Annotated in this window: 14 protein-coding genes and 4 tRNA genes; 4 read left to right on the top strand and 14 right to left on the bottom strand. The window is 42.0% G+C overall.

Translation table 11 applies throughout. From position 1 onward, the window contains the following. Positions 1–49 precede the first annotated feature (49 nt). From tuf to rpsU, 8 genes are all read right to left on the bottom strand, one after another. On the bottom strand, positions 50–1234 hold the full coding sequence (gene tuf, locus NQ505_RS07915) for an elongation factor Tu (RefSeq protein WP_008997824.1): 1185 nt from the start codon (positions 1232–1234) through the stop codon (positions 50–52). 51 nt (positions 1235–1285) lie between these two features. Then, positions 1286–1357: transfer RNA gene (locus NQ505_RS07910), tRNA-Thr, on the bottom strand. Between the two features lie 10 nt (positions 1358–1367). Then, a tRNA-Gly gene (locus NQ505_RS07905) sits at positions 1368–1440 on the bottom strand. Positions 1441–1468: 28 nt separating this feature from the next. Then, a tRNA-Tyr gene (locus NQ505_RS07900) sits at positions 1469–1551 on the bottom strand. 85 nt (positions 1552–1636) lie between these two features. Next, a tRNA-Thr gene (locus NQ505_RS07895) sits at positions 1637–1710 on the bottom strand. A 97-nt stretch (positions 1711–1807) separates the two neighbouring features. Continuing rightward, entirely contained in the window at positions 1808–2107 is a 300-nt protein-coding gene (hpf, locus tag NQ505_RS07890; protein ID WP_004296365.1) for a ribosome hibernation-promoting factor, HPF/YfiA family, read from the bottom strand. Between the two features lie 16 nt (positions 2108–2123). After that, on the bottom strand, positions 2124–3005 hold the full coding sequence (gene xerC, locus NQ505_RS07885; protein WP_004307555.1) for a tyrosine recombinase XerC: 882 nt from the start codon (positions 3003–3005) through the stop codon (positions 2124–2126). A 73-nt stretch (positions 3006–3078) separates the two neighbouring features. After that, a complete protein-coding gene (gene rpsU, locus NQ505_RS07880; protein WP_002558090.1) occupies positions 3079–3270 on the bottom strand; it encodes a 30S ribosomal protein S21 in 192 nt (63 codons plus the stop codon). A gap of 188 nt (positions 3271–3458) precedes the next feature. Between rpsU and NQ505_RS07875 the strand changes: the two genes are divergently transcribed. The 3 genes from NQ505_RS07875 to NQ505_RS07865 all read left to right on the top strand — a co-directional run bounded on the left by NQ505_RS07875 (position 3459) and on the right by NQ505_RS07865 (position 7337). Next, positions 3459–5240 (top strand): aminopeptidase P family protein, encoded by a 1782-nt coding sequence (locus NQ505_RS07875; RefSeq protein ID WP_008997823.1) that lies wholly within the window; start codon positions 3459–3461, stop codon positions 5238–5240. A gap of 126 nt (positions 5241–5366) precedes the next feature. Further along, positions 5367–5879: a gamma carbonic anhydrase family protein gene (locus NQ505_RS07870; RefSeq protein ID WP_008997822.1), complete on the top strand. Its 513-nt coding sequence runs from the start codon at positions 5367–5369 to the stop codon at positions 5877–5879. Between the two features lie 246 nt (positions 5880–6125). Next, positions 6126–7337: a peroxiredoxin family protein gene (locus tag NQ505_RS07865; RefSeq protein WP_008997821.1), complete on the top strand. Its 1212-nt coding sequence runs from the start codon at positions 6126–6128 to the stop codon at positions 7335–7337. 192 nt (positions 7338–7529) lie between these two features. Here NQ505_RS07865 and NQ505_RS07860 read toward each other — a convergent pair whose 3' ends face one another. Then, positions 7530–8753: a 3-deoxy-D-manno-octulosonic acid transferase gene (locus NQ505_RS07860; protein ID WP_008997820.1), complete on the bottom strand. Its 1224-nt coding sequence runs from the start codon at positions 8751–8753 to the stop codon at positions 7530–7532. 13 nt (positions 8754–8766) lie between these two features. Beyond that, positions 8767–10284 (bottom strand): glutamate--tRNA ligase, encoded by a 1518-nt coding sequence (gene gltX / locus NQ505_RS07855; protein WP_008997819.1) that lies wholly within the window; start codon positions 10282–10284, stop codon positions 8767–8769. Between the two features lie 94 nt (positions 10285–10378). On the opposite strand from gltX, the gene NQ505_RS07850 reads away from it, so the two are divergent. After that, complete coding sequence (locus NQ505_RS07850; RefSeq protein ID WP_008997818.1) at positions 10379–12451, top strand: HD family phosphohydrolase; 2073 nt, start codon at positions 10379–10381, stop codon at positions 12449–12451. Here the strand turns inward: NQ505_RS07850 and NQ505_RS07845 are convergent. From NQ505_RS07845 to NQ505_RS07830, 4 genes are all read right to left on the bottom strand, one after another. Then, the gene (locus NQ505_RS07845; protein ID WP_004296375.1) at positions 12426–12896 is read right to left on the bottom strand and encodes a low molecular weight protein-tyrosine-phosphatase; all 471 of its coding nucleotides are present in this window, start codon (positions 12894–12896) and stop codon (positions 12426–12428) included. The genes NQ505_RS07850 and NQ505_RS07845 overlap by 26 nt on opposite strands. 17 nt (positions 12897–12913) lie before the next feature. After that, entirely contained in the window at positions 12914–14710 is a 1797-nt protein-coding gene (locus tag NQ505_RS07840; RefSeq protein ID WP_008997817.1) for a DUF4091 domain-containing protein, read from the bottom strand. Positions 14711–14762: 52 nt separating this feature from the next. Next, positions 14763–17219, bottom strand: coding sequence for a primosomal protein N' (gene priA, locus NQ505_RS07835; protein WP_008997816.1), 2457 nt, complete (start codon positions 17217–17219; stop codon positions 14763–14765). Between the two features lie 191 nt (positions 17220–17410). Then, positions 17411–17986, bottom strand: a complete 576-nt coding sequence (locus NQ505_RS07830) for a porin family protein (protein WP_004296378.1) — start codon at positions 17984–17986, stop codon at positions 17411–17413. Between the last annotated feature and the right edge of the window lie 17 nt (positions 17987–18003).

The following is an 18003-nucleotide window of genomic DNA, read 5'->3' as shown; positions in this document are numbered from 1 at the left end:
TACATAATCAGTTCCCGATGAAAACCGGGAACTGATTAATTATTGTGTATTAGTCGATAATTTCAGTAATCTGACCAGCACCTACCGTACGTCCACCTTCGCGGATAGCGAAACGAAGACCCGGGTTCAAAGCTACTGGGTAAATCAACTCAACTGTAATAGTTACGTTATCACCCGGCATTACCATTTCTGTTCCTTCCGGCAAAGTGATTTCACCTGTACAGTCCATAGTACGCAAGTAGAACTGAGGACGGTATTTGTTGTGGAACGGAGTGTGACGACCACCTTCTTCTTTCTTCAAGATATAAACCTCAGCTTTGAATTTAGAGTGCGGTTTAATCTGACCTGGTTTACAAAGAACCATACCACGTTTGATTTCGTTCTTGTCAACACCACGAAGCAAAAGACCTACGTTGTCACCAGCTTCACCTTGATCCAACAGTTTACGGAACATTTCAACACCAGTTACAACTGATTTCTTATCTTCACCTAAACCAAGGATTTCGATTTCATCACCAACGTGGATGATACCTGTTTCGATACGACCTGTTGCTACAGTACCACGACCTGTGATAGAGAACACGTCTTCAACCGGCATCAAGAAAGGTTTATCAACATCGCGCGGAGGAAGTGGAATCCAAGTATCAACTGCATCCATCAGTTCCATAACTTTGTCTTCCCATTTTTCAACACCGTTCAATGCGCCAAGAGCAGAACCACGGATGATAGGAGTATTGTCACCGTCGAAATCATAGAATGAAAGAAGTTCTCTCATTTCCATTTCAACGAGTTCCAACATTTCTTCGTCGTCTACCATATCGCATTTGTTCAAGAATACAACCAGACGAGGTACGTTTACCTGACGAGCCAACAGAATGTGTTCGCGAGTTTGAGGCATCGGACCATCAGTTGCAGCACAAACGATGATAGCACCGTCCATCTGAGCAGCACCAGTAACCATGTTCTTTACGTAGTCGGCGTGACCCGGGCAGTCTACGTGTGCATAGTGACGGTTAGCTGTTTGATATTCAACGTGAGAAGTATTGATAGTAATACCTCTTTCTTTTTCTTCAGGAGCGTTGTCGATAGAATCGAAAGAACGCAATTCTGAAAGACCTTTTTTTGCCAACACTGTAGTGATAGCAGCTGTCAACGTTGTCTTACCGTGGTCTACGTGACCGATTGTACCAATGTTTACATGCGGTTTGGTACGTTCAAATTTCTCTTTAGCCATAGCTTTACTTGTTATTTATTTGATTAATAATCAGCATTTACATCCTTTATGAGCTGTTACCGGGACTTGAACCCGGGACCTCTTCCTTACCAAGGAAGTGCTCTACCACTGAGCTATAACAGCAAGAAAAGAGAGCGGAAGACGGGGCTCAAACCCGCGACCCTCAGCTTGGAAGGCTAATGCTCTATCAACTGAGCTACTTCCGCATTCTTGCCAAAGTTGTCACTCTGATTGTGGGCAAAGATGGATTCGAACCACCGAAGGCGTAAGCCAGCAGATTTACAGTCTGCCCCATTTGGCCACTCTGGTATTTGCCCTTTTCAAAATCAAGAAATAAAAGAACTATTTTCAAACAATATGATAAAGACAGATGTTCTATCTTTGTTCTTCGGTTTCTTTTTGAGCCTCTTGTCGGATTCGAACCAACGACCCCGAGATTACAAATCACGTGCTCTGGCCAACTGAGCTAAAGAGGCAAACTTACTAAAAAATGCAACCGTCACGTTCTAACGCGAGCGAAACGGCTGCAAATTTAGTTATTTATTTCTTTCCCGCAAAATATTTGGGATTTTTTTATTTGCTACGTTGCTTTTCCTTGTATTTAACCAGTTGTTTTACGAGTGCTTCCACATCTAAATCAATTGCCTCTTCAAATGTATCACACACTTTGCTTGCATAAAACTCCCCATTGGGGATTAATATTTTAATGCCTGCTTCTTTATTTTCAGCAACTTCTGGTTTTACTACCTTTAATGACACCTCTACTTTCTTTATATCTTCGTAATATTTTTCCAACTTGGACACTTTCTTCTGAATAAATGCCTGCAATTGCTCTGACGCATCAAAGTGAATTGATTGAATTCTAACATCCATACTTACCTCCTTTTTTTTAAGCTCTTGGATGAGCTTGTTTATACACTTTTTTAAGTTCTTCAAATGTGGCATGCGTATAGATCTCGGTAGTCGTAATGCTCTCGTGACCCAAAAGTTCTTTTACCGCGCCCAGCTCTGCTTCATTATTCAGCATTGTGGTAGCAAAAGTATGCCTCAACACGTGAGGACTCCTTTTCTTCAGCGTTGCCACCTTTGACAGGTTCCGTTTCACTAAATTATAGACCAGATTCTTATAAAGTCGTTCGCCATTCTCTCTAATAAAGAAAGCCTCCGACCTTTCCGGAATCGTTTCGTTTCTTACATTAATATATTCAAGCATCAACTCCCGCAGTTCATCACCGAACGGTATCAGTCGTTGCTTATTTCTTTTCCCGGTCACTTTCAGAAGAGAAGCCGAAAAATCCACATCCTTATCATCCAAACCTATTAATTCCGAAAGTCTCATGCCAGTAGCATAAAACACTTCAATCACCAACCGGTCCCGACAACCTTTAAATCCTTCGCCAAAATCCGTATCATCCAATAACCGATTCATTTCGTTCTCTTTTAAGAACACAGGCAACGGCTTTTTGTTTTTAGGTCCTTTTATTTTACGCAAAGGATCTATAGTCGTCTTCCCCTGTCTTATGAGATACTTGTAAAACGTTCGGAGCGAACTTAGCTTACGATTTACAGAAGTTGAGGTATACCCTTTATCCATCAATGAAACAATCCATTCACGAATCAGTTCCGCCTCGACCTCTAACGGATTAAACTTTCCATACTCTTCCTGAGCAAACTCCTGCAGTTGCTTTATATCTTCACCGTACGCAAGAACGGTTTTTTCAGAATAGTTCCGCTCATACTGGAGATAATCAAGAAAAGATTCTATCAACATAATATTGCTACATCTAAAATCGTGCAACGAATGTATGAAAAGAATTCAATAATTCAAAGGAAATTACGAATTATTAATCTTCTACTTGCTGAAGTTGTTGTACGTAAACTGCGCGTTCTTTCTTAAGTCTTTTAGTTACAGACGGTTTATCAAACTGCTGTCTGCTTCTCAATTCTTTTACGATGCCAGTTTTCTCAAATTTTCTTTTGAACTTCTTCAGCGCTTTTTCAATGTTTTCGCCTTCTTTTACAGGTACTACAATCATTTTGTTATTATTAATATGTTATGATTAAAAAAATTCCGCAGTCAAATTGCGCCGCAAAATTACACATACTTTCTTTATTCACAAAACTTTCGGCAAATATTTCTCAAAAACTATTCATAAACAAGTCATTAAATGCGGAAAGTTAGTACCTTTGAAACACTTACATGTCTATAATAATATAATAAGGTATGAAACAGAACATAAAAGAACGAGTACATGCTTTGCGCATGACATTCCATCCCAATTACATCAAAGCATTCATTATCCCCAGCACCGACCCCCATCTTAGTGAGTATGTGGCTCCCCACTGGATGTCACGTGAATGGATTTCCGGTTTTACGGGTTCTGCAGGAACAGCGGTCATCCTGATGGACAAAGCGGGATTATGGACCGACTCACGTTACTTCCTTCAGGCAGCGAAAGAACTGGAAGGGAGTGGCATCACACTCTACAAAGAGATGCTGCCGGAAACTCCAAGCATAACAGAGTTTCTCTGCCAGCACTTAAAACCCGGAGAATCTGTAAGCATTGACGGGAAAATGTTCTCCGTGCAACAGGTAGAACAAATGAAAGAAGAACTAGCGGCACATCAGTTACAGGTAGATATATTTGGAGATCCATTAAAAAACATCTGGAAAGACCGTCCCTCCATACCTGACTCTCCAGCCTTAATTTATGATATCAAATATGCAGGAAAAAGCTGCGAAGAAAAAATATCCGCCATCCGTGCGGAGTTGAAGAAAAAAGGCGTCTATGCTTTATTCATATCTGCATTGGACGAAATAGCATGGACTCTCAATCTACGAGGAAACGATGTACATTGCAATCCAGTCATAGTGAGCTACCTTTTAATTACACAGGATGAGGTAACTTACTTTATTTCACCGGAAAAAGTGACGCCGGAGGTCGAGACTTATCTAAAGAAACAACAAATAGGAATACAAAAATATGATGAGGTAGAGACATTTCTGAATTCTTTCCCCGGAGAAAATATTCTTATTGATCCACGGAAAACGAATTATGCGATTTACTCGGCCATTAATCCAAAATGTTCCATTATTCGTGGCGAGTCTCCCGTCACATTATTGAAAGCCATTCGTAATGAACAGGAAATAGCCGGCATCCATGCTGCCATGCAACGGGATGGAGTGGCACTTGTCAGATTTCTCAAGTGGCTGGAAGAATCTGTATCCGCCGGAAAAGAAACTGAATTAAGTATAGATAAAAAGCTGCATGAATTCAGAGCAGCACAGCCTCTCTACATGGGAGAAAGTTTCGACACCATTGCAGGATATAAAGAGCACGGAGCAATCGTGCATTATTCGGCAACGCCGGAAAGCGATGTAACTCTTCAGCCTAAAGGATTCCTACTCTTAGATTCAGGGGCACAATATATGGACGGAACCACTGACATCACTCGCACCATCGCATTAGGCGAACTGACAGAAGAGGAAAAGACGGATTATACCTTAATATTAAAGGGACACATAGCATTGGCTATGGCCAAATTCCCAGCCGGAACCCGTGGCGCGCAACTCGATGTACTGGCGCGTATGCCTATCTGGAATCACAGAATGAACTTTCTCCATGGCACAGGGCACGGCGTCGGGCATTTCTTGAGTGTACACGAAGGCCCACAAAGCATTCGTATGAATGAAAACCCTGTAATTCTCCAGCCCGGCATGGTTACATCCAACGAACCCGGTGTTTATAAGGCAGGTAGTCACGGGATACGTACGGAGAATCTGACGTTAGTCTGCAAAGATGGAGAGGGAATGTTTGGAGAATATCTTAAATTTGAGACTATCACTTTATGTCCTATCTGCAAAAAGGGGATCATCAAGGAGATGTTGACAAAGGAGGAAATCGAATGGCTGAATAATTATCATCAGACTGTTTACGAAAAGCTCTCTCCAGATCTTAACGAAGAAGAAAAAACTTGGTTACAGAAAGCCACTACTTCTATTTAAAGATAAGATATCTGACACCCGGGTGTCAGCATACCCAACACCCGGATGTCAAGCATACCAAGACCCGGGTGTCGGACAACATAACATAGTATCAACTAAAAAACATTATTAAATCAAACAAATCTCATGGCTTTAATAAAATCAGTACGCGGATTCACTCCCGAAATCGGAGAAAACTGTTTTCTCGCAGATAACGCAACTATTATAGGAGATGTAAAAATAGGAAATGATTGTAGCATTTGGTTTAGCACCGTTTTGCGAGGTGATGTCAATTCCATACGAATTGGCAATGGAGTCAATATCCAAGACGGAAGCGTGCTGCATACATTATACCAGAAATCGACTATTGAAATAGGCGACCATGTATCTGTAGGACACAATGTCACGATCCATGGGGCAACCATCAAAGACTATGCTCTAGTTGGAATGGGATCAACCATCCTGGACCATGCCGTAGTAGGAGAAGGCGCAATTGTTGCTGCCGGTTCGTTGGTATTAAGCAATACCATTATTGAACCCGGAAGCATCTGGGGAGGAGTACCTGCCAAGTTTATCAAAAACGTAGACCCCGAGCAAGCCAAAGAGCTTAATCAGAAGATCGCTCACAATTATCTGATGTATTCTCAATGGTATAAGTAGAAGATAAACATTAGATAACTAAACAGATACAAGATGAGAGATACATTTCAAAACAAGTATCTCTCATTTTTTTATCCACCTAATAACATTCATATAATTATTTCTCATTCCATTTTTAGCTGTCTCCCATCATTCTCCCGCTATATTATTTAATTCCAATCAATCCATTCTGTTGAACTATTCGTAGCTTTGTAAATCGGTCAAAGTAACACACATAATATAGAAACATATAACCCTACATCATTTATGAGAATCAAACAACTACTTATCATCTTCTTTCTTACGGCACTGCCCACCATCCATGCCCAAAACTCTGGAAAAGAATATTTAAAGAAGGTACTTACCAAACTGGAAAAGATTGAATCCGCCACATATAACATCACTAATGAAAGCTGGCAGCATGGCGATTCAACAGCATTGTCCATCCTGCATGGATTCGTTAAAGAATACAATAATCCCATGGACTCGACCATAGGTGCAAGTTATGTTTCACTGGATGCCAATGATACAACAAAGATGGATTTTTATTATGACGGCAACATAAGAGCATTGACCTATCATGATAACAAGAAATTAGTAATTGATGATTTTACATTCAGGCCACTTCCTTTCAGACCAGTGAGCCCTCCATTCTTCAACCACGCAAAAAACATCATCCAATATGCACTTACTACCAAAGATCATACTACACTAGAACTAAAAGACGAAGGCAATAATTACTATTTCAAATTAGTAATTGATGAAAATCAGCAGGTTGAATTCTTTGGAAAAGCTTATCACCTGCCTCTTCCTCCATTCGACATTGGCAATACGACTTCCATATACGAACTATGGATTGATAAATCGAACGATCTACCTTATAAGAAACGAAGAGAAATGTCCCATGACATTAGCGTTTCAACGTGTTCGGATCTTCAGACTAATAACTTAGCAATCAACGACTTCAACACAGCTCATTATTTCCCGGAAGATTATGAAATAGTAAAATACAGCGACCTCCACAAGAAAGACGGAGATTCATCAGCCTCCGAACTTATCGGTAAAAAAGCTCCCGCTTGGATATTAGAAAACATAGAAGCACAACCCGTATCATTAGCCGACTGCAAAAGCAGAATCATACTAATCAACTTCACCGGTATCGGTTGTGGTGCTTGTCAGGCAGCTATTCCTTTTTTAAAACAGTTAAAAGATTCATTCAATAGTGAAGAGTTTGATCTCATTGCCATAGAATCCTGGAGTCGAAAAACATCTGCTATCCGGAACTATGCAAACCGAAAGGAACTGAATTATACCATTCTAAATGCAACCAATGAGGTTATCAAAGAATATCAGACAGGTGGTGCTGCTCCTTACTTTTTCATCATGGACCAAGAGCGAATCATACGAAAAGTAATCAGAGGTTATAGTAAAAAGAATACTGATAAAGAAATAATAAATGCAATAAAAGAACTACTATGAGCAAGTTAGAAGTCAACAAATAAAATGCTTGGCTACCAATATAGAAAAACAATGAGGAGTGTACCTAAACTACCTTATAAATGAAGAATCACCTTTAGCACAGATAGTTGTGGTAAAGGTGATTCTTCATTTATTATAAGTTTTTTGCACTGCCCTCTTATATCAAGGCTTACGTTAATCGATACAATATATTTAGAAATTAATCATGTGCATAATCTTCTCCGTCGCACCGGCATTGCTAGTCACATAATAACCGGCATTCGTTCCGGTTTCCCGCAAAAAGACCTCATCTGTCAGGAAACGATCCAGCAAAGTTTTCAGTTCATCATAGTCTTTGATAGAATAAGCACCTTTTGCTTCCAGCAATTGAACAGCCTCCATGAATTTCTGATACTTCGGTCCGAAAATCACCGGAATACCATATACAGCCGCTTCCAAGGTGTTGTGGATTCCTACCCCGAAACCACCGCCGATATAAGCTATTTCACCATAGCGGTAAATAGAGGATAACAGACCGAAACAGTCTATTATAAGGCAATCCGCTTTCAATACATTTCTTTCGTCAGCACGGGTATAGCGCACATACGGACGCTTCAGTTTACCGATGATCTCAACCAGGTGATTCTCATCGATCACATGCGGAGCAATAATCAATTTCATTTCCAGATGATTATTGAAATATTCGAGGAATAAATCCTCATCAGGTCCCCATGAACTTCCGGCAACAAAAGTAAAAGAATTGTTTCCTTTAAACTTCTCCACCAACGGGAGCTCTTTAGCCTCTTCGCGGATTTGCAGTACACGGTCAAAACGGGTATCCCCCACCACTGTCACACGACTGATGCCGATTTTCGACAAATAACGTTTGGATGCCTCATTCTGAACAAACAGATGATCGAAATCTTTCAAGACATTGCGATAAGTGCCACCGTACCATTTAAAGAATATTTGTTCGCGACGGAAGATGGACGACACACTATATACCGGAATACGGCGCTTGTGAAGCTCATCCAGATAATTCTTCCAAAACTCATATTTGATAAAGAACGCCATGCAAGGATTTGCAATATCCAGGAACTTCTTCACATTCCTCGGCTTATCAAACGGCAGATAGCAGACAATATCCGCCCCCCGGTAATGCTTGCGCACTTCATAACCGGAAGGAGAAAAAAATGTCAGCAATATCTTATAGTTAGGATATTTCTCACGAATCATTTCTATCAGAGGACGTCCTTGTTCAAACTCCCCCAGTGAAGCAGCGTGAAACCAAATATACTGTTCCCCTTTTTCCACTTGTTGGCGTAAGAGTTCATACACCACCCAATGCCCCTTCATCATCTTCCGGGGCTTGCGGCTAAACGGAGCAGCCAAATGGACGATAAAGTCATAAATGACTATTGCCAGGTCGTAAAGCATAGTACTGTGTCGATTACTTCAAAACCTCTACCGCTCGTTTCATACGAGCTATCGTCTCCTCTTTGCCCAATACCCAGGAAATATCGAACATGTGCGGGCCTTTTCCTTCACCCACCAATGTCAGACGGAAAGCATTCATGATATTACCGGTATGGTAACCTTTCTCTGCAATCCAGTCCATAACGACTTTTTCCTGTCCTTCAATGCTAAAATCTTCAATACTGGCAATCACTTCTGCCAATTCGGTCATACATTTGGCAGAATCTTCTTTCCAGCGTTTCTTCACCGTCTTTTCATCATATTCGGTAGGAGCCACAAAGAAGAAGCTACATACGTCCCACAGTTCTTTAATGAAACTTACCCGGTCTTTCATCATGCCAACCACAGTCACTACCTTTTCGAAAGGCGCTTCAACACCATGTTCTTTCAAGAAAGGCAAGAACAGTTCCGCAATTTCTTCGTTAGGTTTCTGCTGTATATATTGATGATTGAACCATATTCCTTTTTTATAGTCGAACTTAGCTCCCGACTTGCTGCAACGGTGAAGATCAAACAATTTAATCAATTCATCCATCGACATCACTTCCAGATCATTACCCGGATTCCATCCCAATAAAGCCAGGAAATTAATCACAGCTTCGGGTAAATAACCGGATTCGCGATAACCAGAAGAGATTTCTCCGGATTTCGGATCGTGCCATTCCAATGGAAATACAGGGAATCCGAGACGGTCACCGTCACGCTTGCTTAATTTTCCATTACCTTCCGGTTTCAATAACAAAGGCAGGTGAGCAAATTCCGGCATCGTATCTTCCCAACCGAAAGCACGGTACAGCAACACATGCAAAGGAGCGGAAGGCAACCATTCTTCACCACGAATCACGTGGGAAACTTCCATCAAATGGTCATCCACGATATTTGCCAAATGGTAAGTAGGCAGTTCGTCAGCCGATTTATAAAGCACTTTGTCATCCAGAATAGATGAGTTGATTACTACTTCGCCACGAATCAGGTCATTTACATGTATATCTTCATTCGGTTCGATTTTGAAACGAACAACATATTGTTTGCCTTCAGCAATCAGTGCATCCACTTCTTCTTTCGGCATAGTTAATGAATTGCGCATCATACCACGGGTAGATGCATCATATTGGAAGTTAGCAATTTCAGCACGCTTAGCGTCCAGTTCCTCCGGAGTATCAAAAGCGATGTATGCTTTTCCATTTTCCAGCAAAATCTGCACATATTTCTTATAGATTTCGCGGCGCTCCGACTGACGGTACGGACCCTGTTCACCACCAAAGCTCACTCCCTCGTCAAAGTGGATACCCAACCACTTAAAAGATTCGAGTATATACTCTTCCGCTCCCGGAACGAACCGGTTAGAGTCAGTGTCTTCAATACGAAATATCAAGTCTCCGCCGTGTTGACGTGCAAATAGATAATTATACAAAGCTGTACGCACACCACCGATGTGCAATGCTCCCGTAGGACTTGGAGCAAAACGAACTCTTACTTTTCTTTCTGCCATAATTTGGGTTAGTATAGGTAAATCGTGGCAAAATTAAACCTTTTTTTCCACACTATTGTTTTTTTTTGTACTTTTCGCAAAAATTTCAGTGGATATGGAACATTTGAAGAAGAAAAAAAGATTTTCATGGAGAGATTTACTATATAAATCACTGCTATTTGTGGGCACTGTGGCGCTGATTGTCTATTTCCTCCCACGTGACGGAAAATTCAATTACCAGTTCGACATCAACAAGCCCTGGAAATACGGACAGTTGATCGCGACTTTCGACTTTCCTATTTATAAAGAGGATGCAGTAGTAAAAAGGGAGCAAGATAGCCTGATGGCTTTCTTCCAACCTTATTATCAACTGGATAAAAATATAGAAAAAGACGCAATCGCCAAGCTGAAAGAGAATTACCATACGAATCTGAAAGGAATTCTCCCTTCCATCGATTATTTACGGTACATCGAGCGCACTTTAAAAGAAATCTATCAGGCAGGTATCGTTTCGACAGAGAATATACAGCAGCTTCACAAAGACAGCACTTCATCTGTCATGGTGATTGATGATAAACTGGCTAATCCACAGGCTACCGAGAATCTTTACACGGTAAAAAAAGCCTATGAGCACTTGCTGTCGGCAGACTCCACTCATTTCAACCGGGAAATTTTAAGGCAATGCTCACTGAACGAATACATCACTCCCAACCTGACCTTTGACGAGGAACGTACCCAAGCTGCCAAAGAAGAAATCCTGAACAACTATTCCTGGGCAAACGGATTAGTAGTCAGCGGGCAAAAGATTATTGACCGGGGGGAAATCATCAGCCCGCATACCTATAATATCCTGGAGTCATTACGCAAAGAATCCATCAAACGGAATGAGTCCATGGGACAAAACCGTCTGATTCTCGGCGGACAGATTCTGTTTGTAGGAATGCTGATGCTTTGTTTTATGCTTTATCTCGACTTGTTCCGAAAAGACTACTATCAACGGAAAGGCAGTCTGTCATTGCTATTCACGTTGATTGTATTTTACAGTGTCATAACCGCTTTCATGGTAACACATAATCTATTTAATGTGTATATCATCCCGTACGCGATGCTACCCATTATCATCCGCGTCTTTCTTGATTCGAGGACTGCTTTCCTGACGCATGTCATCACTATATTGATATGCTCCATATCCTTACGCTTTCCGCATGAATTCATCCTGACACAGTTGGCAGCAGGATTGGTGGCGATATTCAGTCTAAGAGAGCTATCGCAAAGGTCCCAACTTTTCCGGACAGCTTTATTGGTTATACTGACTTATGCTGCCATCTACTTCGCCTTCGAATTAATGACAGAGAACGGTCTTTCCACCGACTTTTCGAAGTTGAACATACGAATGTACACTTACTTCATCATCAATGGAATTCTGTTATTATTCACCTATCCTTTACTCTTTTTATTGGAAAAGACTTTCGGATTTACTTCCAATGTAACGTTGGTAGAACTTTCGAATATCAATAATGACCTTTTGCGGCAAATGTCCGAGACGGTTCCGGGAACATTCCAACATTCCATGCAAGTGGCCAATCTTGCTGCAGAAGCAGCCATCCGTATTGGAGCTAAAAGCCAGTTAGTACGTACAGGAGCTTTGTATCATGATATTGGTAAGATGGAAAACCCTGCTTTCTTCACAGAAAATCAGTCAGGAGGAATAAACCCGCATAAGAACCTGAATTACGAACAAAGTGCGCAGGTCGTCATCAGTCATGTGACGGATGGATTAAAATTAGCCGATAAACACAATCTGCCTAAAGCCATCAAGGACTTTATCAGCACGCATCATGGACGGGGGAAAACAAAATATTTCTATATTTCCTGGAAGAACGAGCATCCGGACGAAGAGCCGAATGAAGAACTGTTCACCTATCCCGGCCCGAATCCGTTCACCAAAGAACAGGCTATCCTGATGATGGCGGATGCCGTGGAAGCCGCCTCACGCAGTCTTCCGGAATATACAGAAGAAACAATCAGCAACCTGGTCGATAAGATTATCGATTCCCAGGTCACTGAAGGTTACTTTAAAGAATGTCCTATCACTTTCAAGGATATAGCAACAGTGAAAGCTGTGTTCAAAGAAAAACTAAAGATTGCTTATCACACCCGGATCAGTTATCCTGAGTTAAAGAAGTAAGCAAACCTGCGCAAGCATCTTCAAGAACATCAAGTACATATTCAAACCCCTCGGCCCCTCCATAATAGGGGTCGGGGACATGATCTGCAGGAATACGGGTGCAATACTCCGTCATGCGATGAATCTTCTTCCATTCTTCGGGAGAAGGAGCTTTGTCTTTCAAGTCATCTATGTTCCGGTCGTCCATACCGATAATCAGATCAAAATTATAAAAATCTTCCGTACGGACGGGGCGAGAACGATGCACCAACTGATAACCGCGACGGGCTGCATGAGCACGCATCCGGCTATCCGGCAATTCCCCCTGATGATAAGACAGGATTCCGGCAGAATCTATCACAAATTCTTTTTCCAGTCCCGCTTCTTCTATTAAATGAAGCATTACGCCTTCAGCCGTAGAGCTACGGCAGATATTTCCTAAACAGACAAATAAAATTTTCTTCATATATACATGATTGTTTCTCAAAATGAGTTCAGTATCTGATTAGCCCGGTTCACGGTTACTGCGGCCGGGATTTCCGGCATACTACCCAAATTGAACGGAGCAAGCATTTTTTCTATTTTCTTTAATCCGGCCTTATTTCCTTTTTTCTCAAATTCCTGACGAAGGATATTGATCTTCTCATGCGCCTGTATGCCTTCAATCAAACGCTCGAAACGAATACAGCTACGAGCACCCGGATATACAAGGTAAGTATCTCCGCCTGCCCAACTGCGGAAACGGGAATCAAGCAGCGGCTCCAATGGCCAGCTGTTATATGCCCAACGCAGATAACCATCCAGATGTTTCTTAGATGAATAATAACTCATCCAAGCTGCTTCTGCAGGGTCAGAGAAAGTAAACGTGTTGGGATGGGCTTCCGTACAACAAGTATAGTAATTAGTACGTTTGTTCTCGGCAACACGACGCAGACGCACTTCTTCCGGGAAGTTCTGTCCGATGACAATACAGTAATCATATAGATCGGGCTCAATCTCCTCATGATAGTTCCCGGCCAACGATACTTTAAAATCTGGATCAGCTTTACGAATCACTTTCAACGTCTTCTGCATCACTTCCATCGGACGCTCGTCCATCGCAATAGCACAGATATCAAACCATCCTTTTTCTTTCAGATGCTTGGAGAAAGAGGCAAGCATCGCTCCCCACATTTCTTCATAAGCCGCTTCACCCGGTGCAGTTTTCACGAATTGCAGAGAGTTGGTTGCCTGATCGTAGTATTGGAATGACAATTCCCATGGAACCATTGAGTAACAATTAATCTGTTTGTCAATGCCTACACTCATCATAAATTCCACCCAGCGGTCAAAGATAGTATAATCAAAAGCCCATGTTCCATCTGCCCGTTTTATCCAAGTGACCATTGTATCAAAATAATCTTCTGTCTGACCATTCCAAGGCTTGTGCGTCAAAGTAGCCGTGATAATCTTCTGTCCGGCATCTGCCAACATTTTCATTAAAGGACGCATGGCGTCAAAATGCTCCTGACTCCATAAAGGAACCTGATAATAACGTGCCACTGCATAAGGACTTTGCCATAAATCCAAGTGATAAGCCCATTCCGAAGGTTGAGGAAGTTCACGGGAAGAAACGGTAATTTCCAGATTCAGGCGTTGCAATAAACGCGAGCCGTCATTAATTAATAACTCCCCTTGATAAGTTCCGGGAGTAGCCGATTGAGGAATCCAACACTGCACCCAGACCGGTTGAACAGTACGAGCGGGCAAAGCCATCGTTTTCAGGTTGGTATCAATAGGATCGGCCACCAATAATGAATCATAATCTATAGACTTCCGGTGTCCGCAGGCACCTCTCCCATCCTTATTCAATTCATCCGTCATCACATAACGGACAAAACCACCTGTAAATGCATCTTTGGGAAGAAGATTTCCCTTTTTGTCTTTAAAATCACCAAAGCTGAAATTCAGATCTTTCAGTTCTACGCCTGTCCACACAACAGCTTGCGCGTTCACACGTTCGCCACGCCAGCCTTTCAGGGAAACAGTCTGTTGTTTCTTCAACTGCGGGAGTTGATGTTTTGCATACCGTACATCTGTTGTACCCCAGGAAACTTGGGTGGAAGTCACCGCTGCCCACTCTTTATCAGAAGGTGCAGTAGGATCAGGCAACTCCTGATAAGTCAGTAAAGGGAACTTCGGTTGTCCTGTCGGAACACCACATTGAGTTACTCCCTGCTGGGCAAAAACTGCACCCATGCTAAAGAGACAAGTCAGAGAAAAAATAGTAAGTCGTTTCATGGTTAGTTAATTAAATTAATAAAGGTTATTATAATGGGGGAAAATTATTAAATCACATAGGGTCTACATCATAATACACAATCAAAGATTTATAGCGTTCGTCCGCCAACATCTCGCGCTGGATACGTAACAACAATTCCCGTGCACGTCCCATCGGGGCATTCTGCTCAATCTTGACGACGATCTTCTTGATAAACAAAGTCTGGATACGGGCAACAGGAGGTTTATCCGGACCTAATACCCGATTGCCAAATACAGCCCGCAACTTATCCGCCATCACTGCCGCCATCTGATCCAGCAACGCTTCATTATGATTTTTCAGATAAACATATACCAGCCGGTAATAAGGAGGATAATGGAACATCTGACGTTCCACCAATTGTCCGCCTACCATATCTTCATAATCATTGGCAATGACCTGATGAATGATAGGATGATCGATACTCTTGGTTTGCAATACCACCCGTCCGCGTTTGTTCTTACGTCCGGCACGTCCCGCTACTTGTGCCATCAACTGAAAAGCACGTTCATAGGAACGGAAATCGGGATAATTCAACATGGTATCGGCATTCAATATACCTACTATACTTACATGATCGAAATCCAATCCTTTTGATACCATTTGCGTACCAATCAATATGTCCGTCTTTCCCTGCTCAAAGTCTGCAATAATCTTCTCATAAGCTGAGCGGGTACGTGTAGTATCCAAGTCCATCCGGGATACGGCAGCTTCCGGGAAAAGGATTTTGATGTCATCTTCAATCTTTTCCGTACCGAAACCACGGTTCACCAGTTCTGTTCCCTCGCAGGCAGGACAGGATTTCGGCAGTTGATACGTATAACCGCAGTAGTGACAGGTTAATTGATTAATTCCTTTATGATAGGTAAGACTTACGTCGCAATTCTTACACTTAGGCACCCAACCACAGGTACGACACTCCACCATCGGAGCAAACCCACGACGGTTCTGAAAGAGAATCACTTGTTCTTTCTGTTCCAAAGCCTCTTTCATATATTGTATCAGGAGTGGCGAGAATTGTCCGACCATCCGCTTTTTGCGATGCAGTTCCTTGATATCCACCGGAATAATCTCCGGCAACTGGATTTCTTTATATCGTTCTTTCAGTTGTACGAAACCATATTTTCCCTCTCTTGCATTCTGCCATGACTCGATAGAGGGAGTAGCCGTACCCAACAAAGTTTTAGCTCCGTACATGGCAGCCAATACAATAGCCGCGCTACGCGCATGATAGCGGGGAGCGGGATCTTGTTGCTTATACGTATTTTCGTGCTCTTCGTCCACAATCACCAATCCCAGATTTCGGAAAGGCAGGAAAATAGAAGAACGAACACCCAGAATAATATCATATCCGTTCTCTCCCAGTTGCTTCCGCCATATTTCAACCCGTTCGGCATCGGGGAACTTAGAATGATAGATACCCAGACGAGCACCGAAGACCCGTTGCAAACGCTCCGTAATTTGAGTGGTCAATGCAATTTCCGGCAACAAATATAACACCTGCTTTCCCTGACGAATCGCTTCTTCTATCAGATGGATATAAATTTCAGTCTTACCACTGGACGTTACCCCATGAAGCAGACAGACATTTTTCTCCTGAAAAGACTGCACGACTTCATCAAATGCACGCTGTTGAAACTCATTCAAAGGATTTAATTCGACAATCTCCTTCTCCTGCTTATCCAACCGCCCGATTTCATGGTAGTAAATTTCAAAAATCTTCTTATCCACCAATCCATTCAATACAGAAGGGGCCACATTAGCCCGTTGCAACAGTTCTTTCTTGGAGACTTCTTTCGGAGTTCCCGCTCCTAAAACACCGGAACACTCCACATACTTCATGAGTAATGCCAACTGCTTCGGAGCACGAGACAGAATATCAAACAGGATATGAAGCCGCTTTTCATCCGCTGTACCCGCAAGCCGAACCCGTGCCTCTGTTTTAGGTTTATAAGTACGCCTCAACTCCTCCTTTACGAAAATCGCTTCTTTATCGAGCAGAGACTTGATGACCGTAAGAATATTTTTGATGCCGCTGTCCTTCTCCAATTTAGTGACGCACTGTTGCGAATCTACGGCAAGCAAATCCAAAATACGTTGCTCACGTTCCGGCAATGGCGCATCCGCTTCAAAATCAGGATTATATTCAACGATCGTTTCACTCTCCAGTTTCAGGCCGGAGGGAAGTGCCGCTTTATAGACATCGCCTTGTGTACAGAGATAATAATCAGCTATCCACTCCCAAAATTTGAATTGAGCGGGTAACAGAATGGGAGAAGCATCCAGCAATGCAGATATATCTTTCACTTCGTACTCCGTTGGAGCACAATAATGAACGTTAAGGACGATAGCCGTATAAAACTTCTTCCGCCCGAAAGGAACTACCACCCGGCAGCCTATCTTCACATCTTCCGCACATTCATCCGGCAAAGAGTAAGTAAAACTCTTCGGAAGCGGAAGCGGTAATATGACATCTACATACTTTTTCATTGCAGCTACAAAAATACAATAAAAAAACGGGGATTTAAAAGAAGGGAGAGAGAACACTTAAAAAGAAAACTCTACTTCATACGAGAATTGGAAGAAATATATTCGAGAGCGCAACAGGACAATCCCAAACAAAAAAGAGTTTCCGGTTATCGGAAACTCTTTTTCATATACTATGTAAAGTGATAGACTACTTAAAAAATATAGGCCACAGATACTTGCCAAGTCTTAGTCTTATAAGAAGCATTTGTTCCTTCAATATCAGCAGTATTACCCAATGGGATATTGTAATTAGCACCCACCTGCAAATGGTTCAGCAACTTCAAACCGGCACCCACATTGATACCTACTTCAGCTTTCTTCTTATCAATTCCCGATTTCTTTTCAAAATCGAAATAAAAGTCAGGACCTGCAGCCAGATAAATACCAGCCAGACTTCCCAAGCCAATGGTATATTTCAGGTTTACAGGAATATCAATACCGTTTTGTTTAACAGTAATATCATCATTCCCTTCTGAAACTTTGATACCCCGTTGAGCAAAAAGCAAAGATGCATCTACTCCCAACCCTACGATTGGAATATTAAACTCGGCCATCGGACCGATAAAGAAACCTGTGAAATTATCCTTTTTAAAGTTTTCGCTCACATTAGAGAAACTCGCCTTTGACAAGTTCAAACCTCCCTTTACACCAAAGTGTATCTGCGCCTGAGCAGGCATTGCCATAGCTATACATATAGCAATCATTAAAGCACCAAAAATCTTTTTCATAAATTTACGTGTTTATA

Origin of the sequence: Bacteroides sp. D2, from assembly GCF_025147085.1 — a bacterium.
GTDB lineage: Bacteria > Bacteroidota > Bacteroidia > Bacteroidales > Bacteroidaceae > Bacteroides.
This window is presented reverse-complemented; position numbering and strand designations above follow the sequence as displayed.